The organism is Bacillus sp. FJAT-29790 (genome assembly GCF_019039215.1).
Taxonomy (GTDB): domain Bacteria; phylum Bacillota; class Bacilli; order Bacillales; family Cytobacillaceae; genus Cytobacillus.
Map to the genome: position 1 here is coordinate 1303058 of NZ_JAHNZZ010000001.1, position 26633 is coordinate 1329690.

25 protein-coding genes and 1 pseudogene are annotated in these 26633 nt (G+C 40.4%); 10 read left to right on the plus strand and 16 right to left on the minus strand.

From position 1 onward, the window contains the following. Positions 1 to 150: 150 nt before the first annotated feature. From ade (BGM26_RS06075) to BGM26_RS06135, 13 genes are all read right to left on the minus strand, one after another. Positions 151 to 1959, minus strand: coding sequence for an adenine deaminase (gene ade, locus BGM26_RS06075; RefSeq protein ID WP_217038810.1), 1809 nt, complete (start codon positions 1957 to 1959; stop codon positions 151 to 153). Between the two features lie 3 nt (positions 1960 to 1962). Beyond that, positions 1963 to 2241, minus strand: coding sequence for a EutN/CcmL family microcompartment protein (locus BGM26_RS06080; protein ID WP_217038811.1), 279 nt, complete (start codon positions 2239 to 2241; stop codon positions 1963 to 1965). 13 nt (positions 2242 to 2254) lie between these two features. Beyond that, positions 2255 to 2992 carry a hypothetical protein gene (locus BGM26_RS06085; RefSeq protein WP_217038812.1) on the minus strand — a complete coding sequence of 246 codons (738 nt, stop codon included), beginning with the start codon at positions 2990 to 2992 and terminating at the stop codon, positions 2255 to 2257. Between the two features lie 2 nt (positions 2993 to 2994). Next, a complete protein-coding gene (locus tag BGM26_RS06090; protein WP_254119069.1) occupies positions 2995 to 3279 on the minus strand; it encodes a BMC domain-containing protein in 285 nt (94 codons plus the stop codon). Between the two features lie 90 nt (positions 3280 to 3369). Then, positions 3370 to 3672 carry a BMC domain-containing protein gene (locus BGM26_RS06095; protein ID WP_217038813.1) on the minus strand — a complete coding sequence of 101 codons (303 nt, stop codon included), beginning with the start codon at positions 3670 to 3672 and terminating at the stop codon, positions 3370 to 3372. A 92-nt stretch (positions 3673 to 3764) separates the two neighbouring features. Then, positions 3765 to 4730 (minus strand): hypothetical protein, encoded by a 966-nt coding sequence (locus BGM26_RS06100; protein WP_217038814.1) that lies wholly within the window; start codon positions 4728 to 4730, stop codon positions 3765 to 3767. Between the two features lie 15 nt (positions 4731 to 4745). Continuing rightward, positions 4746 to 5009, minus strand: coding sequence for a BMC domain-containing protein (locus tag BGM26_RS06105; RefSeq protein WP_254119071.1), 264 nt, complete (start codon positions 5007 to 5009; stop codon positions 4746 to 4748). 190 nt (positions 5010 to 5199) lie between these two features. Then, the gene (locus tag BGM26_RS06110; RefSeq protein ID WP_217038815.1) at positions 5200 to 6537 is read right to left on the minus strand and encodes a UbiD family decarboxylase; all 1338 of its coding nucleotides are present in this window, start codon (positions 6535 to 6537) and stop codon (positions 5200 to 5202) included. Beyond that, on the minus strand, positions 6534 to 7124 hold the full coding sequence (locus tag BGM26_RS06115; protein WP_254119073.1) for a UbiX family flavin prenyltransferase: 591 nt from the start codon (positions 7122 to 7124) through the stop codon (positions 6534 to 6536). The genes BGM26_RS06110 and BGM26_RS06115 overlap by 4 nt, the downstream gene beginning before the upstream one ends. Next, positions 7117 to 7707, minus strand: a complete 591-nt coding sequence (locus BGM26_RS06120) for a cysteine hydrolase family protein (RefSeq protein ID WP_217038816.1) — start codon at positions 7705 to 7707, stop codon at positions 7117 to 7119. The genes BGM26_RS06115 and BGM26_RS06120 overlap by 8 nt, the downstream gene beginning before the upstream one ends. A 21-nt stretch (positions 7708 to 7728) precedes the next feature. Further along, positions 7729 to 9150, minus strand: coding sequence for a dihydroorotase (locus tag BGM26_RS06125; protein WP_217038817.1), 1422 nt, complete (start codon positions 9148 to 9150; stop codon positions 7729 to 7731). Positions 9151 to 9283: 133 nt separating this feature from the next. Next, a complete protein-coding gene (locus tag BGM26_RS06130; RefSeq protein WP_217038818.1) occupies positions 9284 to 10612 on the minus strand; it encodes a nucleobase:cation symporter-2 family protein in 1329 nt (442 codons plus the stop codon). Between the two features lie 527 nt (positions 10613 to 11139). Further along, on the minus strand, positions 11140 to 11490 hold the full coding sequence (locus tag BGM26_RS06135) for a Na-translocating system protein MpsC family protein (RefSeq protein WP_217038819.1): 351 nt from the start codon (positions 11488 to 11490) through the stop codon (positions 11140 to 11142). Between the two features lie 243 nt (positions 11491 to 11733). On the opposite strand from BGM26_RS06135, the gene BGM26_RS06140 reads away from it, so the two are divergent. From BGM26_RS06140 to ade (BGM26_RS06175), 8 genes are all read left to right on the plus strand, one after another. Beyond that, the gene (locus BGM26_RS06140; RefSeq protein ID WP_217038820.1) at positions 11734 to 12225 is read left to right on the plus strand and encodes a (2Fe-2S)-binding protein; all 492 of its coding nucleotides are present in this window, start codon (positions 11734 to 11736) and stop codon (positions 12223 to 12225) included. Then, complete coding sequence (locus BGM26_RS06145; protein ID WP_217038821.1) at positions 12225 to 12839, plus strand: nucleotidyltransferase family protein; 615 nt, start codon at positions 12225 to 12227, stop codon at positions 12837 to 12839. Before BGM26_RS06140 ends, BGM26_RS06145 begins: the two co-directional genes overlap by 1 nt. Before the next feature lie 85 nt (positions 12840 to 12924). Further along, on the plus strand, positions 12925 to 13830 hold the full coding sequence (locus BGM26_RS06150) for an FAD binding domain-containing protein (protein WP_217038822.1): 906 nt from the start codon (positions 12925 to 12927) through the stop codon (positions 13828 to 13830). Further along, on the plus strand, positions 13796 to 16084 hold the full coding sequence (locus BGM26_RS06155) for a xanthine dehydrogenase family protein molybdopterin-binding subunit (protein ID WP_217038823.1): 2289 nt from the start codon (positions 13796 to 13798) through the stop codon (positions 16082 to 16084). The genes BGM26_RS06150 and BGM26_RS06155 overlap by 35 nt, the downstream gene beginning before the upstream one ends. A 9-nt stretch (positions 16085 to 16093) precedes the next feature. Beyond that, a complete protein-coding gene (locus BGM26_RS06160) occupies positions 16094 to 16897 on the plus strand; it encodes an XdhC family protein (RefSeq protein ID WP_217038824.1) in 804 nt (267 codons plus the stop codon). 15 nt (positions 16898 to 16912) lie between these two features. Continuing rightward, positions 16913 to 17227 (plus strand): XdhC family protein, encoded by a 315-nt coding sequence (locus tag BGM26_RS06165; RefSeq protein WP_217038825.1) that lies wholly within the window; start codon positions 16913 to 16915, stop codon positions 17225 to 17227. 74 nt (positions 17228 to 17301) lie between these two features. Beyond that, on the plus strand, positions 17302 to 18669 hold the full coding sequence (locus BGM26_RS06170) for an NCS2 family permease (protein WP_217038826.1): 1368 nt from the start codon (positions 17302 to 17304) through the stop codon (positions 18667 to 18669). 37 nt (positions 18670 to 18706) lie between these two features. After that, positions 18707 to 20446, plus strand: coding sequence for an adenine deaminase (gene ade / locus BGM26_RS06175; protein WP_217038827.1), 1740 nt, complete (start codon positions 18707 to 18709; stop codon positions 20444 to 20446). A gap of 243 nt (positions 20447 to 20689) precedes the next feature. Here the strand turns inward: ade (BGM26_RS06175) and BGM26_RS06180 are convergent, their stop codons facing one another. Beyond that, positions 20690 to 21907 carry an MFS transporter gene (locus BGM26_RS06180; RefSeq protein WP_217038828.1) on the minus strand — a complete coding sequence of 406 codons (1218 nt, stop codon included), beginning with the start codon at positions 21905 to 21907 and terminating at the stop codon, positions 20690 to 20692. 295 nt (positions 21908 to 22202) lie between these two features. On the opposite strand from BGM26_RS06180, the gene BGM26_RS06185 reads away from it, so the two are divergent. Further along, a complete protein-coding gene (locus BGM26_RS06185) occupies positions 22203 to 22529 on the plus strand; it encodes a winged helix-turn-helix transcriptional regulator (RefSeq protein WP_217038829.1) in 327 nt (108 codons plus the stop codon). Between the two features lie 276 nt (positions 22530 to 22805). Here the strand turns inward: BGM26_RS06185 and BGM26_RS06190 are convergent, their stop codons facing one another. Further along, positions 22806 to 24527 (minus strand): glycosyl hydrolase family 18 protein, encoded by a 1722-nt coding sequence (locus tag BGM26_RS06190; protein WP_217038830.1) that lies wholly within the window; start codon positions 24525 to 24527, stop codon positions 22806 to 22808. A 387-nt stretch (positions 24528 to 24914) separates the two neighbouring features. Here BGM26_RS06190 and BGM26_RS06195 point away from each other — a divergent pair, with 387 nt between their 5' ends. Next, entirely contained in the window at positions 24915 to 25937 is a 1023-nt protein-coding gene (locus BGM26_RS06195; protein ID WP_483297772.1) for a metal ABC transporter solute-binding protein, Zn/Mn family, read from the plus strand. Positions 25938 to 26509: 572 nt separating this feature from the next. On the opposite strand, the pseudogene BGM26_RS21805 reads toward BGM26_RS06195, so the two are convergent. After that, positions 26510 to 26626, minus strand: a pseudogene (locus tag BGM26_RS21805) (transcriptional regulator); the annotation flags it as partial. Between the last annotated feature and the right edge of the window lie 7 nt (positions 26627 to 26633).

A 26633-nucleotide genomic window follows, 5' to 3' on the forward strand; every position in this document is an offset into this window, starting at 1 on the left:
TCCTTATTTTTTAGAAAAGGGCGAAGCTGTCAAACACTGATACGTTCAGCCATTATTTTGATAATGGAAAAGGTCGGCTAAACCTTTTTGCAAAGCACGTCTTCAAACCGCCTTTTTGTGATGGTATTGCTTTAATAGTTGAATAGGCATTTAAATGATGGTTGGGATGACTTCAAATTTATCAACATCAATTAAGCCCATATCGGTAATTTTCCATTTTGGACTCGTTACGAGTGACCAGAAAGATAAATGCATGAATGGAACCTCCATGCCGCAGCCAAGTTCTTCCTTTGCAAGCTTTGATAATTTATCTACTTTTTCACTCATCTCTTTTCCCGTTAATTCATCTGTCATTAATCCGCCGATTCGGAGCGGCAAGTCTCCTACGACCTTGCTGTCCTTAATCATCGCAATTCCACCATCCATTGCGATTACACGATTGACCGCTGTCACCATATCCTCATAATTCGTTCCAGTGACAATAATATTATGTGTATCATGGGCAACACTTTCAGCGATCGCACCACTCTTTAGATCAAAGCCATGGAGAAATGTTTTTCCGATTCTCCCTGTTCTGCCATGGCGTTCAACAACGAGTAACGGCAGAACATCCTGCTGCAAACAGGGCTGGATAATCCCTTCCTTCACATTGAGAGTAAACTCGCTTTCGCCGGTTAGGTTTTGAAATGGGATCGCTTCGATCGCACGAACTCTAGCTTGGTTTCCTGTTGCCTTAATTATGAGTTCCTCTTTCGTAACCACTTTTCGTTTGATTGATTTTTTTACAGTTTCAGGATAGGTATATGGGGCGATCTCTATCGTTAGCTCGCCTTTTTCGGCAGCTTTTTTTCCCTTTAGATAAACTTGGTCAATCGTCATATTCGTTAAATCGCTGATAATAGCAATATCCGCTTTTTTTCCTGGAGCAATGATACCGACATCCTTAAATCCAAAATGGGTCGCAGGGTTTATCGTTGCCATTTGAATGGCCTCGACCGGATCAATCCCTTCTGCAATTGTCCGGCGAATAATATCATTCATATGCCCGTATTTTAAAAGATCTGCCGGAACCATATCATCCGAAACAAGGATCGCGTTTCTTGAGTCAAGTCCCTCTTCGGTAATCGCTCGAATACATTCAGCCATATTCCTTTGGGAAGAGCCTTCACGCATAAAAACGCTTACGCCATAGCGAAGTTTTTCAATCATTTCTTCTTTCGTTGTCGTTTCATGGCATGAGACATGTGTACCCCCGCTAATGATATGTGCGGCTAGCTCTTTGCCAAACAGACCAGGAGCATTTCCTTCAACCGTTTTACCGATACTGTTTGCATAAGATACCGCGGCAACCAAATCATCTATGAGTTCGGGAGCATGATCGTAAACAGGTTTGATATTGCTAAAACTTTGGATTTCGCCAATTCCTTGAACATACGGATCTGTCAGCAAATCTTTCATATCTTTGGCGGATACATCAAACCCTGAAGTTTCAAGGCCTGGTGCATCAGGGACCGCACAAGGTATTGTGAATAAAATCCGGTTCGGCAGTGTCTTTGCTTCCTCAATCATTGCTTTCATACCATGGACACCGAGCACGTTTCCGATTTCATGCGGGTCGCCGATCAGCGTGGTTGTGCCTGTCGGGATCGATAGTTTAGAAAACTCGGTGCATGTAAGCATTGCACTTTCAAAATGCATATGAGAATCAATAAAGCCAGGACTGACAAACTTTCCCCGTATCTCCTCTACCGTTGTTTTGGGGCCGATCAAATCCTTGGCATCGCCCACCATTAAAATGTATTCGCCTTTAATCGCGACATCCGCTTCATAAATTTCACGGGTAATCACATTAATAAAATAACCGCCTCTTAGGACGAGGTCTGCATAAAGGTTTGGATCCAGTAAGACATCGATTAATTTTCGAAAATGTAAAGCTTCTTTCATTTTCAGTGCGTCCATTGTTTAGCCTCCCAACGTCGTTCCTTCTAAACTATCAATAATTCCTATGATTGCCGCATCTATGGGCGCCTCTTTATTTTGGATTGCCTTCGAAGCCATGCTTCCTGTTACATAGATCACTCGATCGCCAATTCCGGCTCCAACTGTATCTACAGTAATTATGGGATTCGCTAAAACACTGCCGTCTAAGTCAATCGGTTGTGTAATTAATAGCTTCGTTCCAACTAGATTCTCATCTTTCCTCGTCGCTGTTACTCGGCCGACCACTTTCCCGATTTGCATAAAAATCTGCCCCTTATTCTGGAATTAGTGCAATATTCAGTTCTCTTGCCTTATCTTCGGCTAGAGGGGTAATAATCGTATCATTCGTCACAACAAGTCTTGAATGATTTTGCTGATGGATAAATCGAATTGATTCCTCGGTAATGACAGTTTTCTTCATCGTTTTTAGCATTGTGAAATCAATTCTTTCCGTTTCGTCAATTAACTTAATTCCAATAGCTTTGAGCTGAAGCATTTGATCGTTTAGTTTTCTTTTGAGTAAGTCCGGGCCTTTGTCCATACCTTTCATACGCCAAAGCTGATGAAACGGGTCTGCCCCATGTTTTAAGCCAATCACCCTTTTCCCTGTTAGCAGCGCAGTAAGGATATGCCGGACGAACGGGCGTTGATCATTCAAAGAAAGAATATCTGAAACGATCGAAAAGGATAGAATTGGGATAAAAATTGTATCTACATGGTGAAGAGCCATATCAGATAATTTATGATTCGGGATCCAATCATCATTCCCGATTGTTTTCACAAGCCCTCGGATCGAATAACGAGAGTAGATTTCATCTTCTGCAGCGATTCGCATCGAGATATCTTCTTTGCTAAGCTTTCTTAAAAAAGAAAAACCCGGATCCATTCCAATCACATGAGAGGTAAGGAGAGCCAGGACATAGGGTTTTTGCTGGACCCTTCCACTTTTTCTGCGATAATACAGCTCTTGCAGAGTGTGCTCCATCATGGCACTCTGCCTTTCTGAGCTCATGATTATTCACCGTTCATTTTGGATAATAATGCTCGTTCAACTTCACTGTGCGGTCTTGGAATCACATGTACAGAAATCAATTCACCTACGCGGTTGGCTGCCTCAGCGCCGGCATCTGTGGCCGCCTTTACTGCACCAACGTCTCCCCTAACCATCACCGTTACAAGCCCGAATCCGACTTTTTCGTATCCGCAGATTTCAACGTTTGCTGCTTTTACCATTGCGTCTGCTGCTTCAACAGCCCCTACTAACCCTTTCGTTTCTATTAAACCCAATGATTCTCCCATTATGGTTCCTCCTCGAATATGAATGTTATTTTGTGATTGATCATTCTTAACTGTTATTACAAAATCAGTATCTAATGGAATTTCTTCCATTTAGGATTTTTCTGCTAGTTTAAAAATAGGCAGAAGCTTACCAGCCACTTCATTATGTGCTCTCGGAATCACATGGGAAGCAATGACTTTCCCTACTTGCTCAGCGGCATTAACCCCAGCATCAACGGCTGATTTCACGGCAGCCACATCCCCGTTAAAATGGACTGTAACACCGAGATAGCCGTCCACTCCTATAACTTTTTCAATTCCGACAATCTCCACATCTGCCGCTTTAACTGCTGCATCTGCGGCTGAAACAGCTGTTAAATAGCCTAGTGTTTCAATAAGTCCTAATGCCTGCACTCAAATACCCTCCCTTCGCTGAAAAGCGCTTTGTCGGCTCTATTTTTTAGTCAGTTCGGTAACCCGAATATGAAAGTACTTTAAAGATAGGTTTATTTAAGCCTTTCCGCTGCATTCTGCAATTCATCTGAAACTTGCGAAACAATCTTGTAATTTCCGTGCAGCAACAAATAGTTTTTTTCAAGCACGTAGGCAAAGTTTATATTGGGAGATGTTTTAAAATGACGATCCAGGAGCAGAACAGCTGAATAATAGTCAATCCCCTCAAGGACTGCGATGCCATTTACATGCGTCTTTAAATTTAATTGTTTGATCAGCCATGGGCTTGGTGAAGGGGACTTAAAAACTTGAATTGATTTATACGAGTTTTGGGAGAGTTTTTGGAATAATATATTCACTGCTTGTGAAACCACTTCTGGATCGTGTTCATATAACTCTAGGACAAAAGTTTTCTTGTTTTCTTTGTCCCAGGTCAAATAATATTTAAGGGATGAAAACTCTCTTAATACTTCATTTAATAAAAATAGCTGCCCAGCTGTGCATTTGACTGAAGATATGACACCGACCGATGTTGTTTTTAACGACCGTTGAAAGGAATCTTGCAAACTAGGATGAAAATCTGAAAACAGCCATGCTTTTACCCCATCTTTTGTTTGACCAATAAATTGGCTGGCTTTATTTGTTTGATTATTACTAGATGTGGTTTGGGCTTGATGATTGTTACCAGATCTCGTTCCCTGTACAAGTGACATTGTCTGAAGCATGGCGAGCGAACCCTTCGCGAAGCCTTTTGGTGAATGGTAGGTCTGTTTTGTGATTGGTTTTTCAGCAATTGAATTTGGAGATTCAATCGACATGAGAGACAGCCTTTTCTGCATATTTTCCCGTTGATAATTGGGACGGTTAATGCCTGGGATTGTTTGTTTATTTTTAACTACTGCCTTCGTGAGGGGAGTGAAGCTTTTTGAATGGGATCCTCCCTTAAAAAGCGGATTTTCTTTTGGTTTCTGATTAGGCTTCATCACTTCTTCAACAATGCTTTTCATGAAGTCCGACATTAATGTTCACCTCCATTACAAAATTTTCCTGAGTTCAGCATGCGGGCGAGGAATGACATGGAAGGATACGAGGTCTCCACCCGTTTTATTATGGGCCTTTTTACCAACCTCTACGGCTGCGGTAACGGCCGCAACATCGCCTTCAACAATAACTGTGACAAGGCCAGAACCTACTTTTTTAAAATCTACGAGATTTATATTTGCCGCTTTTGCCATTGAATCGAGCGCTTCAATGGCCGCTGTCAAGCCCCTCGTTTCAATCATGCCGATTGCTTTCATTTTTATCCCTCCCTAACGATGGAAAACGCTGCATGTCTTGTCAGATATAAAGAGACAGTAGCCGATTTGAATTAATCGATGAATTAAGCAAATCATTTTGTTCGAAACTCGAAACTAAAGTGTCCATCCGACAGATACAAAATCAATCTATTTGTCCACGGAAGGTGCCTGACACCTTAGAGATGACACCTTAAATGTAGTCTTCAAGATTGACTTCAAATGGTATTGAGGTTCTTCTAAATAATTCTTCTTTGCCAAGAGGATAGGTTGCGTCGATGCCCATTTTGTCAGAGACACCTCTTAGATTATGAGATGATTCTAGTGGAGATCCTTTTGCGCCTGGGACAATGAAGATATCACTTACTGCTTGCACTCTTGTTGCCACTGCCCACTCCACGTCATCCGAATCAAAGATGTCTACGTCGTCATTTACTACAACCACATGCTTTAAATCTTTATCACTGGCGAAAGCAGCAAGTGCAGCTTGCTTTCCATCACCTTCTGATTTCTTTTTAATCTGGATGACTGCGTGGTAACGGGCAACACCTCCCATGGGGATATGTACGCCTGTTATATTTGGAACGACTTGCCGAACGGTACTGAATAAAGTTGCTTCACGGACGAGCGCCATTGGAAGTCTCTCTTCAAAGCTTGAGGGAAATATGGTCTGGCATATCGCATGATTCCGATAGGTAACCGCGGAAAATTCTACAACAGGCTGCGGTGAACGGAAGCCATAGTATCCTGCCAATTCCCCAAATGGTCCTTCCATTTCCCGCTCATGTGGAAGCATTCGCCCTTCAAGAACAATCTCTGCATCGGCAAGAACTTCAAGATCAACCGTTTTACATTGAACAACATCGAGGGATTGTCCAAGCAAAGCCCCTGCAACATTAAGCTTGTCAGTGTGGTAAAGATGTGTGCTTATTTGCGAGCTTAGAACGACAGCAGGAACAACGCCAAACATTACGGCAATTTCCATTGGTTCCCCACGTTTTTCAAAGTGTGCATATTGCTCTAATAACTCAGGTGAGGTAATTAATATATTCGTTCGATTTCCGCCAAGATACTGCATTCTTCTAATTGATGTGTATCTTTTCTTTCCTGTTAAATCCTTAACAACTAGAATGCCAGATACATAATAAGCACCAGAATCCTCTGCATGAAAGGTTGGTATTGGAAAAAGATCAGCAAGGTCGAAATCGCCAGTGACTAAATTTTCCTGAACAGGCCCGGTTTCTTTTAAAGTCGTTGGGATCGGATTCACAATCGAGTCAATAATTTTAGGGATCAAATCTGAAGAGTCTATGCCAATGCTGTCCGCTAGTAATTCTCTATCTCCGCCAAGTCCAGCGGCCATAGATGATTGGTATCCCTTTACCTTTTCAAAAAGAAAGGGCCGTTTGCCATTTTTTGTATTAATAACTGCTCCAAGCTCAAAGCGGGGATCCACTTCTTTTTTTACTCGATACAATAGGCCTCGATTCTCCCAATCATCCAATAATGCCCTCATTGTTACAGGATTCATGTCTTTTCTCCCCACCTTTCCAGCAACCGATGATCAATGCCAAGCATATCGAGTATGCGAGCTGCCATGAAGTTGGCGAGCTCCCAAATTTCTGTCGGTTTATGGTAAAATCCTGGCGATGCAGGCATGATGCAGGCGCCTGTTTCTGCTAGGCTAGTCATATTACGCAGATGAATTAAGTTAAATGGAGCTTCTCTTGGAACAATAATTAGATTTCTCTTTTCTTTTAAGACGACGCTTGCTGCCCTGCTTAATAAAGTATCGCCAACCCCATTCGCAATAGCCCCAAGTGTATTCATTGAACAAGGAACGATAACCATCCCATCAGTGAGGAATGACCCGCTAGCAACCGATGCAAATAAGTTTTGATTGCTGTGGATAGTGGCATAACTTTTAAGTTCCTCCATCTTTATATCGCACTCAAATTGCATCACCTTTTCTCCCATTTCGGTAGCAATGACGTGCGTTTCGACTCCTAATTGATGAAGGGCGCGGACCATTGTATACCCATACAATGATCCGCTAGCTCCAGTAATTCCCACTATGATTCGTTTCGTTCTCTCTACTGATTCAATGAAGCTAGACAACCTGTTCATCTTGGGAGAATTTCTTTTTGGCTGCTTCCTTATATTCATTCGTTGACATAATGTCTCCAAATAAATCAATATCTCTTAATCCCGAGACATGCATCGACTCATCTTGGGAGGCTGTTCCGTCAGAAATACAGATAATGTTATAGCCATGATACAAGGCGTCTGAAGCGGTGCTTCGAACACACACATTCGTCCAAACACCAGTCAATACAACTGTATCAATCTCTTCTTCTCGTAAAAACAAGTCGAAATCTGTATAGCTAAAAGCGCTATGTCTTCTTTTCTGAACAATATAGTCTCCTTTCTCTTCTTCCGGCTGTAATTCTGGAATAAATTGCGAGCCCCATGTCCCTTTAATGGCATGAACAGGTCTAACTCTGAAATCCCGATCATTTTTTCGGTGGGCTTCCTGTACATGTATAACTTGAATATTGTGATCATGCGCAAAATCAATCAGTTCCCTAATTTTCGGAACAATTTTTTCCCCGCTTTCACAGCGTAGAGTTGCTTTTTCGCCAATAAAATCATTGAGCATGTCGATGACAACAACGCAATGTTTCTTTCCTCTTAATTCCACTTATATATCATCCTTTCTTATTTAAAATTTTTCGTATTTAAACGATCTTTCAAGGCGTTGGATGCTTTGACGCGGCACGTATTCACCATATCCTGCTTTTCCGACAATCCCGACTCCTTCTTCATCATAAATAAGGTTTCCGCGGATAATTGTTTGGACCGGCTTGCCTTTTAATTTCAATCCATGTAAAGGATTGTATTTTGCCATTGACTCCGTTTGTTGCTCATCAATTACATATTCTCTCTCAAGGTCGATAACAGTGAAATCTGCGTCACTGCCAATTTCCATTGAGCCTTTTTTTGGATAAATTCCGTAGTGGATGGCAGCATTTCGGCTAGTTACTTCGACAAAACGGGATAGAGATAACCGGCCTTTATTTAGACCTTCACTTACAAGAATTGGAACCATTGTTTCAACACCCGGAATTCCAGGGAATGTGTTCCAGATTGTTGCTCCTTCATATTCCTTTTCAGTCGCAATTTCATATGGAGCATGGTCCGTTCCGACGAAATCAATGGTACCGTCAGCAAGAGCTTGCCAGTGTGCCTCATTGTCAGCCTTTCCACGTAATGGTGGTGCAATTTTTGCAAAAGATCCTCGTTCTGACATGGAATCTTGTGCGTTAAGGACGAGATAATGCGGGCATGTTTCAGCAGTAACTTTCACACCGCGTTTTTTCGCAGCTTTGACGAGCTCGACCCCTTCCTTCGTGCTCATATGTACTACATGAACACGCGCATCTGTTGCTTCGGCAAAGCTGATAATTAATTCAATCGCTACTTTTTCTGCGAGACTTGAGCGCGCTTCAGCCCATGCAGGTCCATCCAGTCGCCCTTCTTTTTCTAGCTTTTTAGAGTTAAATGTACAAATATCATAATTTTCCGCATGGACGCCAATTGGCAAACCTGTATTTGCTACGTTTTTAAAAATTTCGAGCATTTCGGCATCAGAAACCCGCGGGAATGTTGGTACGGAGGGTGTCATATAAACTTTAAATGCAACAACCCCTTCCTCTATCTGCGGATAAATATTGTCTATCCAGCCTTCACGTGCATCCTCCCCTGTCATTCCGCCCCAAAAACAATAATCGACATACGCTTGATCTCGAATGGGTGCGATTTTCTTATGAAAACTATCCCCATCTCGAACAGAAGGCTTACTACAGCAAGGCATATCAATAATGGTCGTTAATCCGCCAGCAGCCGCTGATCGACTTCCCGTTGCAAATGTTTCTCGATGCGTAAATCCTGGATCCATAAAATGGGTGTGTGGGTCAATACAGCCTGGGACAACAAGTTTTCCCTCAACATCAATCACTTTTGCAGGGTTCAAAAAACTGATATCATTTGAATAACCGACAATTTTCCCATCGTTTACAAGAATATTTGTTAATACTTGACGATCCCCTTGAGGAATGTTTGCATTTTTCAAAATAAGATCCATAATAATACCCCCAACTATTTATATTTTCTGGTTTTTCCTAATGAAAAAACCCTGCGTCATACCCAGCAAATTCTTTTACCTAGAAATCTATGAAGCATGAACGCAGGGTTTTACAGCCTCTCAAAAGAATTCTTTATAGCACATCTAAAGATTGATCACTTTTTAACTGATCAATCTGTCCACTATTACTACTATTTAGTTCTTTATAATTAAAGACCAAATTTAATAAAATTGCCGTTAAACTTCCTAAAACAATTCCATTTTCAGCTAGCAAACGAACACTAGTTGGCAAACTTTCATAAATGGCTGGTACGACCGCGGATCCTAGCCCAATTCCTATTGAACATGCTACAATCAGTAGATTTTCATTTTTAGAGAAATCAACTGCAGACAGCATTCTTACGCCAGAAGCGATGACCATGCCGAACATCGGAATCATGGCACCACCTAGCACTGCCATAGGAATTATCGTTGTTAAGGCAGCGATCTTTGGTAAAAGACCAAGAATCATCAATATTACTCCTGCAGAAATAACAACATTCCGTGTCTTCACTTTGGTTAACGCGACAAGACCAACGTTTTGCGAGAAAGATGTATAAGGAAACGCATTAAAGATTCCTCCGATGACAACAGCAAGCCCCTCAGCTCGTAAACCCTTTTTAATGTCCTTTGATTCGAGCTTTCGTTCACACACATTCCCTAGAGCTAAAAACACACCTGTAGATTCGATCATGCTTACAATGGCAACTAGCGTCATCGTGAGAATCGCGGAAACATTAAAAGTTGGAAAACCAAAATAAAATGGTTGAATCATATGAAACCACGAGGACCTAGAAACTTCTTCAAAACTTACAAGACCCATGAAATTTGCGATGATCGTTCCTGCAATGAGTGAAAGCAAGACGGATATTGCCCTCATATACCCTTTAAAATATCGATTCATCAATATGATTAATAAAAGAGTGAATGTGGCTAAAAATAAATTTTGCAAGCTTCCAAACCCTGGAGATCCAAATCCTCCAGCCGCATTATTCATTGCAACAGGAATTAAGGATACCCCGATAATTGCTACAACAGAACCTGTCACAACTGGCGGAAAAAAGCGCATAATTTTACTCATAAACTGCGATAAAATCATAACGATAATCCCCGAAGCGATAATCGCCCCATAGATTGCTGTAATCCCCTGTAATTGACCGATTGCGATCATTGGACCTACTGCTGTGAAGGTACATCCCAAAATGACCGGCAGCTTAATGCCAAAATGCTTTCCACCCACTACTTGTAATAGGGTTGCAATCCCACAAGTAAATAAATCAATTGAAATTAAATAAGCTAATTGCTGTGCATTTAGGCCAATTGCCGGCCCGACGATCAGCGGTACAATTACAGCCCCTGCATACATAGCCAGTACATGCTGAAACCCCAAAGTCCCTACTTTCCATGGAGAGAGTTTTTCCATAAGCAGCCTCCTAGGTTTTTCTTTATAAAGCACTTGGAATGAAAAACTTTTCACCTCCTTAATTGGGTATACAATCATATATAAAAAACCGCAGTAATAGAATTCATCTTGTAAATCAGATGATCGATTACTGCGGTTTCATATAACTTTCGTATAACAAAAGTTAGCGTAACCGCTTTTATTATTGAATTAGGCTATTTTCGCATATATTGTTGTTTTAGCCTTGTAAGTTTGCCCGTTGATTTCCGCTGCGGGTACTTGGTTTCCGCTGGAAGGGACGGGAGCCTCCTCGGCGTTACCGCCTGTGGGGTCTCCCGCTTCCCTCTATTCCCGCAGGACACTGAATTTACATCCTTGAATCTGCCCACGCACGAAGGAAATGCGATAGCATTTTCGAGGAGTCAAGCGCCCTCCGCTCCAATCAACTCAGATTATTAAATATAAATCATATTATAAAAACAACAAACTTTACGAAATCAGCCTTAAATTAAAGATAGTAATACACCCAGACTCGCATGTTTCGCCTATCATTCATCGAAATAAATAATTGTGCAAGCCTCTTCAGTAATAGGATCATAGTCTCTTAAAATTGTTTTCACATTACGTTGAAGTGATTCTTCTATTCGCTTCTTGAACATTGATTTAAATTCAACAATTAATGCTGAATCAACCGAGAGTGTCAAGGTATGAAAGCTTTTGCTAAGCGTATTCAACGCTTGCACCCGCTTATGCGTTGCGAAAACAATCACAATGTCATCCAAAACCTCGATCCGCTGTTTTTTTACTCCTACGCCATTAATCTCTTGATTTACCCGATTATACAGCTGAGCGATGTTTTTCTTAAAGGTTGAATGGAAATTAGGTGAAATTGTAGACATATTTTCCTCCTGTTAATCACTATATTAGACAAAATAGATTTCTATGCCAAAATCCCTTTCAGAAATCTATGTATCGGAAAAATAGGGTACTATACTAAAAATCTATTCAACTTTTTATAAAAACATTCATGTGCGTGTGCTCTAAAGCCCAGTATGTTAATGTCGTTCGATCGACAATTAATTATTCACACGGAAAAAATACAGATCCAAGTAAATAAGGTTCGTATTCTAGGAGGTCCATTGATGAAAAAATTTAATTTACATGTAAATGGTTCACCCTTTTCTGTTTCATGCTCCCCAACGAAAACATTATTAGATGTATTGAGAGAAGACATGTCGCTGACAGCGAGCAAGGAGTGTTGCGGAAAGGGCGAATGTGGTTCTTGTTCCGTTCTTCTTAATGGGGAGGTTGTCTGCTCATGCCTCATCCTTATCGGGCAGGTAGAAAATCAGCAAATAATAACATGTGAAGGCGTTGGCTTAACATCCAATATGGATGTGATACAGGAATCATTTGTCGCTGAAGGCGCCACCCAATGCGGGTATTGTACACCTGGAATTATTGTTTCCGCAAAGGCATTCCTTAATAAGATCGATTATTTACCAACAGTTGTTGAAATTAAAACAGCTCTCGGCGGAAACCTATGCCGCTGTACCGGTTATACAAAAATTATTCAAGCCATTCAAACCGCCGCGAAAAAGCAGCTTCAGGAAAAAGGGACGATAAAGATCTAATGGGAGCTACAGCCATTCTCCTTGCTGCAGGACAATCAACCCGAATGGGATGCTTAAAAGGGATGCTTCCATGGCACGAAAAAACATTATTCGAGCACCAATTGATAGCGTTGGAAAAATCAACTCTCTCTGAAATCATCGTTGTACTTGGATACGAAGCCGAACGATTTCTAAAGATCGTAAATAATTATTCGGTAAAGGCCGTTTATAACAAAAACTATCATATTGGAAAAGTTTCTTCTATTTTAACCGGTCTAAATGCAGTTGGAGATGTTTCAGAATCCATCCTAATCCTCGCAGTCGATCAACCTACGGAAACTGAAATTATTAATAACCTTGTCGAAATACAAACAAACAGCAATTGCCCGATTGCAGTTCCAGTGTATGACGGAAAAAGGGGTCATCCCGTCGTATTTTCCAGGTCAATAATCAATGACCTCCTCGCTATTAAAGAGGAGACAAAAGGCCTTCGAACTATTTTTCAAAAGTATGAAAAGAAGGTTATCGAAGCTCCAATCAACAATCCTTTGATTCGGCTTAATTTGAATACGATTGAAGATTATCAGAATGCTGTGAAAGAACATCTCTCTGCTAATCTTTCTTTTGACCAATGATAGCCTTTACTCGAAGCAGTTATTTACGTTTCGGAAAGGGAAATCATGCTCAAAGAAAACCAAAATCTAGAAAGGCGGTTTGCACATGCTGGTCTCTGAAATTGACATTGTCTCCCCTACCTCTTTAAATGAGTGCCTTTCTATCATCTCAAAAAAAGGAACACAACATCGATTAATAGCAGGCGGCACAGATGCAGTTGTTAGAATGAAGGAAGGGAAATGGCGACCAGAAACTTGGATTAACATAAAGGGAATAAATGAATTACGCTATATTAAGGAAAAGGATGGCGCGATCCATATCGGCCCATTAACGACACATACCGACATGATCCACTCTCCTCTTCTGCAAAAAAAGGCGGATGTACTTGTGGAAGCAGCCCGAGAAGTTGGTGCCATTCAGATGCAAAACATGGGCACAATTGGCGGGAATATTGGCACAGCATCACCTGCTGGCGATACGATTCCTGCGTTATCTGTTCTTGGTGCGGCCATAGAACTTTGTTCAATTTCCACTAAACGCCTCGTACCAATCGAAGAATTCTTTTTAGGCCCGGGTAGAACTGTTTTAAAACAAAATGAAATGATTACGAATATTATTTTTCAGCCTCAGAACGAAAATGAAATAGGGATTTTTCAAAAACTAGGGCCACGAAAAGCTCAATCCATCTCGATTGTTAATGTAGCGATATCGTTAATAATGGGCAAAGAGCGGCAATGCCTAGGCGGAAAAATTGCCTTTGGTTCTGTTGCACCAACCATTATTCGGGCTAAAAAATGTGAGTCGATTCTCACGTTGAAACCGCTAACAGATGAATTCATTCAGAACATCGCAAAAATTGCCTGGAAAGAAGTCATGCCAATTACGGATGTAAGAGCAACCGCGGAATATCGTAGAGATATGGCAAGCTCCCTACTTGAGCGTGGACTTTATCGGCTAATGAGGAGGTGGGAAACAGATGCATCAGTTAAATTGGGTCGGAAAAAGAGTTAGGCGGATTGATGGACCGGAAAAAGTAACAGGTGAATTAAAATACATGACCGACTACCATTTTGACAATATGGTTTGGGGTAAGGTTCTTCGGGCTGAATATCCTCACGCCAAAATAAAATCCATTGATACTGAAAAGGCGAAGCAACTTGCCGGGGTTGTCTGTGTTCTTACCGATAAAGATATCCCTGGATTTAATGGGTTTGGAATCGTTATTCCTGATCAGCCCGTTCTATGCTCGAATGTCGTCCGATGTACTGGTGATGCGGTTGCTTTAGTTGCTGCGGAGACTGAAGAAATTGCCGAGTTGGCGCTGGAGTTAATCCATGTCGAATATGAGCTGCTTGAAGTTGTTTCAAATGCAGAACAAGCCATGACAGCCTCCGCACCGGACCTCCATCCAGACGGAAACATTCATAGTCACGTAATAATCAAGAATGGTGACATCGAAAAAGCGTTTGCGGAAGCGGATATCATCGTCGAAAATACATTTTACTCCCCTCGGCAAATGCATGCTTTTATTGAAACAGAAGGCGGTTGGGGCGTCATGGATGAAGACGGATTCATCACCATTCGCTGTCCTGGCCAATACGCACATAGAGATCGGCTACAAATCGCTCGAGCCCTTGCATATAATCCTGAACGAATCAGAGTCATCTCCAGTCCAATTGGCGGTGCTTTTGGCGGAAAGGATGAAATTACCGTCCAAATTTACCTCGCCCTATTAGCGATGCACACAAATGGACGCCCTGTAAAAATCCACTTGAGCCGTGAAGAATCCGTTATTGCTGGTATAAAAAGGCATCCCTTCAAGGTGCAAATGAAAACAGCTGCTAAAAAAGATGGCACTTTACTGGCAAATGAAGTGAGGGCTGTTGCTGATACGGGGGCATATGCCTCACTTGGCGGCGCCGTTATTGCTCTTGCAATTGAACATTCTTGCGGCCCATACAAAATTCCAAATGTAAATTTGGAAGGATTTTGTGTATATACGAATAATGGCATTGCTGGGGCTTTTAGAGGGTTTGGGGTCAATCAAGTATGTATGGGAATCGAAACCCATATGGACATGATTGCTGAAAAGCTTGGAATGGACCCTATTGAGATTCGGAAGAAAAATGTGTATCACCAAGGGGATGTCTCCAGCCTTGGACATGTCGTTAAGTCAAGTGTCGGTACATTCAAAACGCTGGAAGCCGCGGAAAATTGCGATCTCTGGAAGAATCGTAGGCAATACAAAGCTGAAGCCGGTGAACCCTGGAAAAAAAGAGGCGTAGCATTAGCAACATCCTTCCATGGAATCGGCATGGGAATCGGCTTGCCTGATTATGGGGCCGCATCAATTGAACTCCTTTCAGATGGACGATTTCTCGTTGCTGTCGGTTGTGAAGAAATTGGCGGAGGAAATAGCACTGCCTATGCACAAGTAGCAGCTGAAGTTCTTAACTGTGATATTAGCAATATTAAGGTGGTGCAAGGTGATACATTCCAAACGCTTGATGGCGGAACTGTAACTGCTTCCCGTTCCACTTACACCGGGGGAAGAGCCGTCGCAACCGCGGCACCGAATATGATCAAGTTGCTTACGAAAGCCGCCGCTGAAATCCTTCAAGTTCCTTTAACAGAAGTCAAAGTGAACACAAATTACTTGTCGGCAAATGAAAAAATCTTAACCTATCAAGCAATATTCGATTATCTTTATCAACACCATCGAAAAACGAAAGTCGAAGGCCACTTCATCCTTCCGAAAGAAAAAGTTGAAATTGAAGGTTCTGGAGGCGCTCCCCATCATCTATATGGCTATTTAACCCATGTGGTTATGGTCGAAGTTGATACATTAACAGGAGAAACAGATGTTCTTCGTGTCGTCTCCATCCCCGATGCTGGAAAGGTCATTAATCCTCAAGGACTGGAAGGGCAAGCAGAAGGCGGAGCCGTGATGGGCATCGGCTACACTCTTTATGAAGACGTGCTAATCGAAAATGGTTACCATAAAACACGAAATTTTACTGACTATATTATTCCAACCATCAGAGAAACGCCGATCATCGAAACCATACCTATCGAAGAACCTGAAAAATCTGGGCCTTTTGGCGCTAAAGGAATTGGCGAAGTTGTGATGATCCCAATCATCGCTGCCATTATGTCTGCCATTTATGATGCTACAGGCGCTAGGATCTATCATCTTCCGGCAACACCTGAAAGGGTTTTTAACGCATTAAAAACTTTAAAAAAGATTAAAAGTACAACTCGCTAGGTGATGATTATGAACAATGAGCGTATATACGATTTACTGATAGCAGCCCTAAATGATCATAAAGAAACCTTCTTACTTACAATAATCGCTCATCCCGAACAGAGAATGATTGGTTGTAAGATCCTTTTATGGGAAAATGGAGATTTCTATACTGAATCCTCATTTTCACTTGATTTTTTGCATAGATTAACAGAAAACTGCGAAAAACCGATGAAGAGAAAACGTTCTACCACCATTTCGTTCATTTTTAATGAAAGCTTAGTAGAATGTTTTGTCGAGTATTTTCCGGCTCCTATCCACTTAATCATTGCAGGTGCTGGGCATGTTTGTGAGCCTGTAGCAGAAATGGGCAAAATGCTTGGTTTTTTTGTCACGGTAATTGATGACCGGATTGAATTTGCCAACAGAGATCGATTTCCGAATGTGGATGAAGTCATCTGCCAATCATACCTACAATACTTTAAGGAGGTTGAATTATCTAACAAATCATATATTCTTCTTCTAACGAGAGGTCATAAGTATGATGTTTTAAGTTTACAAGAGCTGCTCAAACGGGAAGAAAAAGCGGCTTATATTGGGATGATCGGGAGCAGAAGGCGGATTTCCGGTGTCTTTGAGAAACTAAGACAGAATTTTCCGGAAGATCACTTTGACTCGCTGTATACCCCAGTCGGATTAGATCTCGGTGCGGAGACCCCATCTGAAATTGCGATTAGTATAATGGCGGAAATTTTAAAAGTAAAAAATAAAAAATCTGGCGGCTCTTTAAGTAGTAAAATTCGTCAATACGCCAAAATGGGCTTTCATGAGTGAGGGGGTCCCCGAAAAATGGAACAAATAAAACTTTTAAAGCGGGCAATGGAAATCCGGAAAGGAGGTGATGTTGCTGCACTTGCGACAATTATTCGGACAAAAGGCTCAACACCAAGAAAAACAGGAAGCCGTATGATCGTTTTTCCATGCGGTAAAATCGAAGGAACAATAGGAGGTGGTTGTGGGGAAGCTGAAATTATTGAAAAAGCAATTGAAGTGATTCTTACGAACATCCCTTTAACTCAGCGTGTGGATCTTACGAATGGACTGTTTTATGAGGATGGGGGCATTTGTGGAGGCATAATGGATGTTTTTATTGAACCGATTTAGCAAGGTTTTCTAAGCCCTACTTTTTCTATATTGGCTATCTTGTGCGTTTTATTAATTTAAAGGAGTGATCTCACATGTCCATGATTGAAAAAGATTTTGGGTCTGGTCCCCCTCCTTCCCTAAATGCAAGTCTATTGGAAAGACTCTTTAAATTGTCCGAGCGAAATACAAACGTAAAAACAGAAATTCTCGCTGGAATCACTTCATTTTTAACAATGAGCTACATCATTTTTGTGAATCCGATCATTTTAGCAGACGCTGGAATACCAAAAGAAGCCGCACTCGCAGCAACCATTTATGCCAGCGTTTTCTGTACGCTGCTTATGGCTCTTTGGGCTAACTATCCTGTTGCAGTTGCACCAGGAATGGGATTAAATGCGTTTTTCGCTTACACCGTTGTTTTAGGCCAAGGGCTTTCATGGCAAACTGCTCTCGGTGCCGTCTTTATTTCGGGCATTGTGTTTTTAATCTTGACTGTTACTGGCATTCGCCAAAAGATTGTTGATGGGGTTCCCGGCGTCTTAAAATCAGCTATTGCGGTTGGAATCGGATTATTTATTGCCTTTATTGGGCTAAAAAATGCGGAACTTGTTGTTGCAAGTGATGCGACATTTGTAAGCTTAGGAAATATGACAAGCGTGGGGCCATTACTTGCAATTTTCGGACTCATTATTGCTGCGATTTTAATGGCCAAACGGGTAAAAGGTGCCCTGTTGATTAGTATTTTAGGCACAAGCGTTCTCGCAATGCTTGTCGGCTTTATCGCCTATCCAAAAGCGATTAGTGATGTCGTCTCATTATCTCTCCCTAGCATGTCAGAAACATTTCTCGCGATGGACATAATGGGAGCCGTTAAATATGGGATTCTATCAGTCATTTTCTCCTTTACGATCGTCGAATTATTTGATAATTTAGCGACCTTAATCGGATTAACAAGAAAAGCGGGTCTGACAGATGATAACGGAAAAATTGAAAATCTTGATCGTGCACTTCAGGCTGATGCGATTGGAACGATAGCCAGTGCTTCTTTTGGCAGTACGGCATTAAATGCCTACGTTGAAAATGCAACTGGTATTTCTGAAGGCGGACGAACCGGTTTAACCGCTTTAACCGTTGGTGTCTTATTCTTCCTAGCCTTAATTTTCGCCCCCTTAATTTACTTCATCCCTTCTGTTGCCACAGCTCCTATCCTAATCCTTGTCGGGGCGTTAATGATCAGTGAAATCAAACATATTAGTTTTGATGACTTTACGGATGTGATCCCAGTTTTCTTAACGATTATTTTGATGCCGCTTACATTTAGCATTGCCCAAGGTTTAGCGTTTGGTTTTATCTCTTATACCCTATTAAAACTCCTAACAGGAAAAAGCAATCAAATTCATTGGATCATGTATTTTGTCAGCGCTGCATTTATCATAAACTTTATTATGGGCGGTCATTAATGCTATAATTTATAAAAAATTAAAGGCGGGGTCCTTATTGAAGCAAACAATAGAGATTTTGAAAAAAAGAATAGATGTGGCAGCTAAAAGAACTCCTGCCGATCTTGTGATTAAAAACGGGAAAATTATAAACGTTTTTACTAGAGAGATTTTAACAGATGATATAGCGATTGTTGATGGATTTATTGCTGGTATCGGGGATTTTGAAGGTAACGAAACCATTGATGCTTCCGGAAAATATATCGTACCCGGCTTTATCGATGGCCACGTTCATATTGAATCGGCAATGGTCACACCTTCAGAGTTTGCCAATGTCGTTCTCCCACATGGGGTAACAACCGTGATTGCAGATCCTCATGAAATCGCCAATGTCAGCGGAGTCGATGGAATTGAATTTATGCTGAAGGCATCAGAAGGGATTCCGCTTGACGTCTTTTTAATGCTGCCTTCATGTGTGCCCGCAACCCCTTTTGAAAACGCAGGAGCCACTCTTGAAGCCGAACAACTAGAGCCATTTTACACGCATCCCCGGGTAATTGGCCTTGGAGAAGTCATGGATTTCCCATCTGTTTTTCACAATGATGAAAAAATGTTAAAAAAACTTGCCGATGCGAGTATTCAGGAAAAACGGATTGATGGCCATGCAGCAGGGATTGATTCAAATGGGATTAATGTCTATATGGCTGCAGGGATTCGAACTGATCATGAATGTGTTACTCCTGAAGAGGCGTTAGACCGACTGCGAAAAGGCATGTATGTGATGCTGCGGGAAGGTTCAGCTGCGAAAGACTTAATTGCTCTTTTACAGGCAGTGAATGAACAAAACGCCCGCCGCTGTTTGTTCGTCACAGATGACAAACATCTTGACGAACTAATTAACGAAGGAAGTATCGATTACAACGTTATAACAGCAATCAAAGAAGGGCTCGATCCACTTCTTGCCATTCAAATGGCTACATTGAATGCTGCAGAGTGCTTTGGTCTCAAAACAAAAGGTGCGGTCGCGCCAGGGTATGAAGCCGATTTTTTAATATTAAATGACCTGGACACAATCGACATAGAAAAGGTTTATAAAAGTGGAAAGCTCGTGGCAATGAATGGAGAAATCGTTTCCCATTGCGAATCGAAAGTGGCTCCTTCCCCTTCTATTATCGATAGCGTAAAGATCAATTCAGTTACAAGTGACCATCTGCAAATTAAAATAAATGATGGCAGCTTAGCAAATATCATTGGCATTATCCCAAATAAGATTGTAACTAAACATTTGATTGAAAATGTCGATTCTAAAAATGGCCTTTTTCAATGCAATCTTGAAAAAGATCATTTAAAATTAGCAGTCGTTGAAAGGCATAAAAAAACAGGAAATGTAGGTCTTGGAATCATAAAAGGATTAGGCATCAAAAATGGAGCGGTTGCTTCGACAGTTGCACACGATTCACATAATATTGTCGCGGCTGGAACTTCAGATGAAGATCTGATGAAAGCGATTCATCTTACATCAGAGATGAAAGGTGGACTTGTTGTTGTTCAAAATGGAGAAATGATTGCCTCCCTTCCATTGCCTATCTCTGGTCTTATATCAGATCAACCTTCATCTATCGTCAACAAAAGGATAAGCGAATTAAATCAAGCGCTCATAAAAATCGGCTGTTCTATGGAATTTAATCCATTTGTTACCTTATCATTTCTGGCTCTTCCGGTAATCCCAGAGCTCAAGCTTACTGATGTTGGGTTATTTAATGTAAAGACTTTAAGACATATTCAGATTGAGGCATAAGATCAAATATAAGTAGGGTCATATTGGTAGCAATAGGTATAGTAAGGACAATTTAAAATTAATACGTTAAGAAAGATCGTAAATAAAAATGCCCAATTTCTCAGTGTTAAAAATGAGAGATTGGGCATTCATTCCTTCACAATTGCACTGTATTCTAGAATATTACAGAATTATAATGGTATTAATGAAAACATAAGTTATCTATTTTTTATTTTTGCAGATTATCTAGTTTTGTAAATCCGATTAGATACTAAAACTCTTTATTCCTCTTTTCCGCTCCAAGGAAGAACTCCACAATGTAAGAAGTACAGCTCCAAGCACCATTATACCGCCAATCCAAGGTGTATGAATCAATCCGAAAGAATCTACGATAAGTCCGCCAACAAAAGCCCCTATTGCTATTCCGACGTTAAATGCCGCAATATTTAAAGCTGATGCAACATTTACTGCGGAAGGTACATATCTTTCAGCTAATTGAACGACATAAATTTGTAAGCCTGGTACGTTCATAAATGCGAATAATCCTAAGAAAAAAAGCGTGACAACAGCTGTAACTTTGAATGGCGCCGTGAATGTGAAGATAACAAGTATAACTGCCTGAAGGATGAACATCCAAAACAATGCCTTTAGCGGATTTTTATTCGCAGCCTTCCCGCCAATTGTATTTCCAATCGCTACTGCAACACCATATACAAGTAAAATGATACCAACAGTGCCTGGGGCAAAACTTGTGATATCTTCTAAAATTGGCGCTAAGTAGGTAAACGCCACAAAAGTACCGCCATATCCTAAAGCAGTAATCGCAAATGCTAAAAGTAATGGACCGTTCATTAAGATTTTAAAGTTATCATTCAATTTTGCCGGTGGAACTTGTTTAAGATTTTTAGGAACCAGAATGGCACTGGCGATAATAGCGATGACACCTAGGATAGCGACAGCCCAGAACGTTGATCTCCATCCAAAGGCTTGACCAATGAATGTACCCAGTGGCACACCTGTTACGGTTGCAACTGTTAAACCTGTAAACATAAATGCGATGGCACTGGCCCGTTTGTGTTCAGGAACAAGATCTGCTGCAATCGTTGAACCGATTGAGAAGAATACCCCGTGAGAAAATGCAGTAATAACCCTTGCCACTAACAATAAGCCAAAGCTTGTTGATAAAGCAGCAATTGAGTTACCAACAATGAAGATAACCATCAATAGCATCAATAATGTTTTTCTGTTCATTTTGTTTGTTAAAGCTGTAAGAATCGGGGCGCCAATCGCAACACCCATTGCATAACCAGATATTAACAATCCAGCTAATGTTATGGAAATATTTAAATCTCCTGCTAACGAAGAAAGTAATCCTACTGGTACGAATTCAGTTGTACCAATTCCAAAAGCACTGATAGCTAAAGCCATTAATGCAAAGGTCCCTCCTTTTTTCTCTTGAGTATTTATCGCAGTGGAACTCATAAAAGAATCCTCCTTATCATTTTTGAAGTTGTTCATGGGGACCGCAGCGTGATTTGGCACCTTTCAAATTTTTATCACGCTGCTTCCGTGAACAGCATTATTAAACATACAAACAGAAAGATTAGTACATTATTTAAAGTAGTGTAGATTCTTTAAAGTATATACAGTCATTTTCAACCCTTTTCTTCCCGCTCATGTATGTTATTATGAAACCAACACTTCAAATTGAAAAGTACGCACTTTTAAGTAATGTAGGTACCTGAAAGTGCCTATGAAATATAAAGGAGGAACTAAAATGGCATATAACATTCCTGTAGAAGCCACACTGGACGTCATCGGTGGAAAGTGGAAAGTTGTCATTATGTGTCACTTGATTAAAGGAGAAAAACGAACAAATGAATTGAAAAAGCTCATGCCTGGCATCACACAAAAAATGCTGACCCAGCAGCTGCGGGAACTTGAGGCGGATGGCGTGGTGAATCGCATGGTTTTTGATCAAGTTCCTCCAAAGGTTATTTATTCTTTAACAGATTATGGCTGGTCACTTCGTCCCATTTTGGATGCCATGTGTAGCTGGGGAGAAGGACACATTGCATTGACTGGAGAGGAAGTTGTAAATTAAATATAATTGAAAAAGGATTCAAATGCGGAATGCAATGAATCCTTTTTTATATCTTGCTATTGAAATATGATTTATTACATTCTAACTGATGTAATAAAATCCGGTTCCACATTGATTTTCTATATTTTTTCTACCAAATGATATCCGGGTATGCTTTATTATGGGGCATTTCAAACATGCTAATCATTGCTTTTTTATCGGTTAAGTGTAAAATAACCCTATTAATTAGGGTTCGTAAAATAAAAAAACGGCCGGAATCTCCAGCCGTTTATTTCACTATTTTTTTGTCACTTGCTTCTTTTCCAACTCGAGCGCAGCCCAAGCCGACTCATCAGCAAAATACCTTGACCAACTCGCCACTCCGGCTAAACCATATTTACTCGCTAAGTCCGCACGTTTTGATAACGACAGCTCATCCTCAAGCCATATTTTATACGTTGTTTGCTCCTTTTCGGAATAAAGTTCAGCATAGTTTTGCCCACTTGCTTGATCATAAATCGGTGTTAGTCCATTGTTCGTCAGCCATTCCTTCACTTTCCCCATCGAAAGCGCCTTAGAAGAAACTTCACCTGAATTTTTTTCTTCCCAAAGCCTTGCATATAAAGGGACACCTAAGATTAACCGGTCATTTGGTACAACTTCGAGCAACCTTTTCAGGTTTCCTTCCACCCATGGCAAGCTAGCCACACTTCCAGCTTTTGGTGATGTACCCCAATGCTCGTCATAGGCCATGACAACCATATAATCAACAAGATTAGCTAGTTTATCTCTTTCATAAAAAACTGACCAATTTCCAGCATCAGAAATAAAGGTAATATCCATCGAAACGACTAAACCAGCCTCATGAAAATAAGGGACTGCTTCACGAACAAACTGTGTAATAAGAGGTCCATCCACTGGGTTTACATTTTCAATATCTAGGTTAATTCCGTTTAAATGATACATTTTACTAAAGTGTATGAGTTGGCGAATTATATTTTGCCTTGTTTCAAAGTTTTTGAAGGCTTCATGTGTTAGCGCGGGATCAAAAGCATTGGAAAATAAGCCCCATACTTGATATCCCTGTTTTTGCGCCCAGTTCACAAACTCCAGCGAACCGAGATTTTTAATAGCTCCGTCTGCAGCTCCTAGCTCAAACCATGTAGGAGAAATGACGTTGACTCCAGGCATCTTCGGGATTTTAGTTGTATCAGGATTATTGGAATAGACCGCTTCCCATGTGAGTTGAATTGGTCCTTTTAATTTGGGCAAAGTCACATTCTCCTGTTCTCTAGCAACTGCCACTTTTTCGGTGGAATCCTCTATTACAAACTCTTTTCTCAAATATCCAGCCGAGCCGTTTTCTTTCCTAACAAAGTAGTATTCTTCCTTTTCCCCTTCTATGTATATGTTTTCTTTAGATAGAACTTGGTCCGTATAAGGTGATTGCAAATTGGCATCTGTTCGCAAACGAAGCTTTTCTTCATGCACGTCTTTTTTCGTAACCATTCCCCGTTTGATTTCTTGACCATCTTTCTTTAACCAAACAGCATTCGTTTCCGGCAATACCTGGTATACGATCGGGTAATAGGCTAACAAAGGTTCAAGCGCCAAATACATTTCATTGTTCTTCTCTTTAAATACAGAAAAATGCAATTCCACTGGCTTCTCATTCACATAATAAGTGAGTGATTCGGAAGGCATTTGCACGACTTTATTTTTTGTTGTAATAATAATAGAATTCGATTTCTCATCAAAAATGATTGAGTCATCAATAAATTCTTGCAAGAAGGATATCGGCAAGTATACACTATCACCCTCAACAATAGCATTTCCAGCCTGCTTTCCCTCGAATAATATCGGGTTTTCCCCTTGAAAATATGATTCTTTCACAGTTGAAGCAAAAGGATATAAAAATAGTAATATACTAGAAATAATTAAAACAATAGAAAACAAAAGTCCAGCAAGTATCCACTTCTTCGCAAGAGGCTTTTGTTTATGTAATTCCACTCGAGCCATTCTTCAATTCCTCCCTTAAAACTATCGTAACGAATATATATGTAATTGGGAAGTTAATTTATTGGAATAGCTTTTATTTATCATTTCCTTTTCCCATAATAATAAACGTATAAAGGATGATAAAAGTTTCATAGCATGCATATGACTTTTTAAATCGTAATAGTTACGAAAATGGTTTACAACCGATAATATAATCGTGTAAAATACAAATCGTAATGGTTACTATTGAGTTGGAGATTAGAAAGCAATGCTTTGGAATTAATTAGGTTCTTGAAGAAGATGAATGCGGATGCTACGATTATACCACTTCATGTTGAATTGAAATCAATCACCTATTTTCATAGAAACCGGCATAGAAAACGAATATTTTTTTTGGAGATGAAAACATTGAAGATCAAAGGAGCTTTATTTACAATTGTGCTTATTTTCGCCTCTTTTTTAGGCGGATGCGGAAATAACAAAGAGGTTACTACAGATGAAAGCAACGAAAAAGATACATTAACCGTATTTACAACGATTTTCCCTTTAGAAGATTTCACGAAGAAAATTGGCGGTGAACGCGTTGAAGTAAAAAGTGTTTATCCTCCTAACGTTGATGCACACTCATTTGAACCAACTACAAAAACAATGACTCAAATCGCTGATGCTGATTTATTTCTCTATTCAGGTGCAGGTATCGAGGGATTCGCCGATAAAGCAGTTAAATCTTTAAAGAACGCCAAAGTGAAAATAGTTAAGGCGGCAGAAGGTATTGAACTGATCGAATCAAACCATCAACATAAACACGTTGATGAAGATGGGCACGGCCATGATGATGGAGCTGCTCATGAGGAAGAGCACAGCCATGATGACGGCGATGCACATGATGAGGACGGACACCATCACGGCGATCATGATCCGCACGTATGGCTTGACCCGATTAGATCTATTGAGCTAGCAGAAAATATTAAGAATGCTCTAGTTGAACAAATGCCGAATCACAAAGATGAATTTGAGAAAAATTTTGAAAAGCTAAAAGGTGATTTAGAAGTGCTTGATAGCAAGTTTGCTGACACAGTTAACAGTGCCAAAACGAAGTATATTCTCGTTTCCCATGCTGCATATGGGTACTGGCAAAATCGCTATGGGATCGAGCAAATTTCGATTTCTGGTCTATCCCCCACTCAGGAGCCTTCTCAAAAAGGGCTTCAGAATATTATCGAAGAGTCAAAAAAGCATGACATCCACTACGTCATCTTTGAACAAAATCTATCAGCGAAAGTAGCTGAGATTATTCAAAAAGAAATTGGCGCTGGTTCTTTAACACTTCATAACCTTGAAGCGGTTACAGATGAAAATATTAAAAATAAAGAAGATTACTTCAGCATTATGGAAAAGAACTTGGAAACTATTAAAACAGCTCTTAACTAAACCTAAATAATGAAAAAAAGAGCTTATAGTAGTATAGTAACTAAAGTTATTTAATGTCTGAAACCTCAAACACTCACAACCCCGTTTTGATTTTTAGAACGGGGTTAAAATAAAGTTGTTAAATTTATTGATGTTAATCTCGCAACACAGTCTTTTAATATTCTTTTAAACCAATAAGCTCCTTTTCAGTGTTGTGTTATTTTCGAATCGACAAATTCATATAATTGTATACGAATCAATGATGTGGATCTTCCCAATCTTAAATGGTGTAACCTTTTTCATTTTGAAACAACTCCTTAATATTTCGATATATTTCTTTAATCAAAATTCCACCTGAATTTGTAATGTGTTTTGTATCAATATTTGTACTAAATAAGCAAACGGCTCAGTCCTATACCGAGCCGTTGCTTTTTCCTATATGCTAGCTTAATACTATAAAAAAGATCAGAGGTTTGGTCTTACATTTCCTCTAACACCTTTTCAAGCTCGCCGAACCTGTTAATCAACCCATACGTAGCGCCTGCGGCTGCCTGATCATTTGAGATTCCGGTTTGTTCGAGATGAATGTTAACCATTTGAAATTGAGCAGTTAATTCGTGAAGAGGTAACTCATTTGCCTCTGCCAACAAACGCAGCAATTTACGTCTTGTTGGGTCAGCAATGGCTACATTAACATCACGCTCTTGAATACACTTT

Excerpts from the sequence above, each read along its gene's own strand:
- ade (WP_217038810.1), bottom strand. The coding sequence starts at position 1,959 with ATGGACGCACTGAAAATGAAAGAAGCTTTACATTTTCGAAAATTAATC.
- BGM26_RS06100 (WP_217038814.1), bottom strand. The coding sequence starts at position 4,730 with ATGTCGGACTTCATGAAAAGCATTGTTGAAGAAGTGATGAAGCCTAAT.
- BGM26_RS06145 (WP_217038821.1), top strand. The coding sequence starts at position 12,225 with ATGGGAGCTACAGCCATTCTCCTTGCTGCAGGACAATCAACCCGAATG.
- BGM26_RS06150 (WP_217038822.1), top strand. The coding sequence starts at position 12,925 with ATGCTGGTCTCTGAAATTGACATTGTCTCCCCTACCTCTTTAAATGAG.
- BGM26_RS06155 (WP_217038823.1), top strand. The coding sequence starts at position 13,796 with ATGCATCAGTTAAATTGGGTCGGAAAAAGAGTTAGGCGGATTGATGGA.
- BGM26_RS06130 (WP_217038818.1), bottom strand. The coding sequence starts at position 10,612 with ATGGAAAAACTCTCTCCATGGAAAGTAGGGACTTTGGGGTTTCAGCAT.
- BGM26_RS06190 (WP_217038830.1), bottom strand. The coding sequence starts at position 24,527 with ATGGCTCGAGTGGAATTACATAAACAAAAGCCTCTTGCGAAGAAGTGG.
- BGM26_RS06185 (WP_217038829.1), top strand. The coding sequence starts at position 22,203 with ATGGCATATAACATTCCTGTAGAAGCCACACTGGACGTCATCGGTGGA.
- BGM26_RS06080 (WP_217038811.1), bottom strand. The coding sequence starts at position 2,241 with ATGCAAATCGGGAAAGTGGTCGGCCGAGTAACAGCGACGAGGAAAGAT.
- BGM26_RS06160 (WP_217038824.1), top strand. The coding sequence starts at position 16,094 with ATGAACAATGAGCGTATATACGATTTACTGATAGCAGCCCTAAATGAT.
- BGM26_RS06105 (WP_254119071.1), bottom strand. The coding sequence starts at position 5,009 with ATGAAAGCAATCGGCATGATTGAAACGAGGGGCTTGACAGCGGCCATT.
- BGM26_RS06140 (WP_217038820.1), top strand. The coding sequence starts at position 11,734 with ATGAAAAAATTTAATTTACATGTAAATGGTTCACCCTTTTCTGTTTCA.
- BGM26_RS06165 (WP_217038825.1), top strand. The coding sequence starts at position 16,913 with ATGGAACAAATAAAACTTTTAAAGCGGGCAATGGAAATCCGGAAAGGA.
- BGM26_RS06085 (WP_217038812.1), bottom strand. The coding sequence starts at position 2,992 with ATGAGCTCAGAAAGGCAGAGTGCCATGATGGAGCACACTCTGCAAGAG.
- BGM26_RS06170 (WP_217038826.1), top strand. The coding sequence starts at position 17,302 with ATGTCCATGATTGAAAAAGATTTTGGGTCTGGTCCCCCTCCTTCCCTA.
- BGM26_RS06125 (WP_217038817.1), bottom strand. The coding sequence starts at position 9,150 with ATGGATCTTATTTTGAAAAATGCAAACATTCCTCAAGGGGATCGTCAA.
- BGM26_RS06135 (WP_217038819.1), bottom strand. The coding sequence starts at position 11,490 with ATGTCTACAATTTCACCTAATTTCCATTCAACCTTTAAGAAAAACATC.
- BGM26_RS06090 (WP_254119069.1), bottom strand. The coding sequence starts at position 3,279 with ATGGGAGAATCATTGGGTTTAATAGAAACGAAAGGGTTAGTAGGGGCT.
- BGM26_RS06180 (WP_217038828.1), bottom strand. The coding sequence starts at position 21,907 with ATGAGTTCCACTGCGATAAATACTCAAGAGAAAAAAGGAGGGACCTTT.
- BGM26_RS06110 (WP_217038815.1), bottom strand. The coding sequence starts at position 6,537 with ATGAATCCTGTAACAATGAGGGCATTATTGGATGATTGGGAGAATCGA.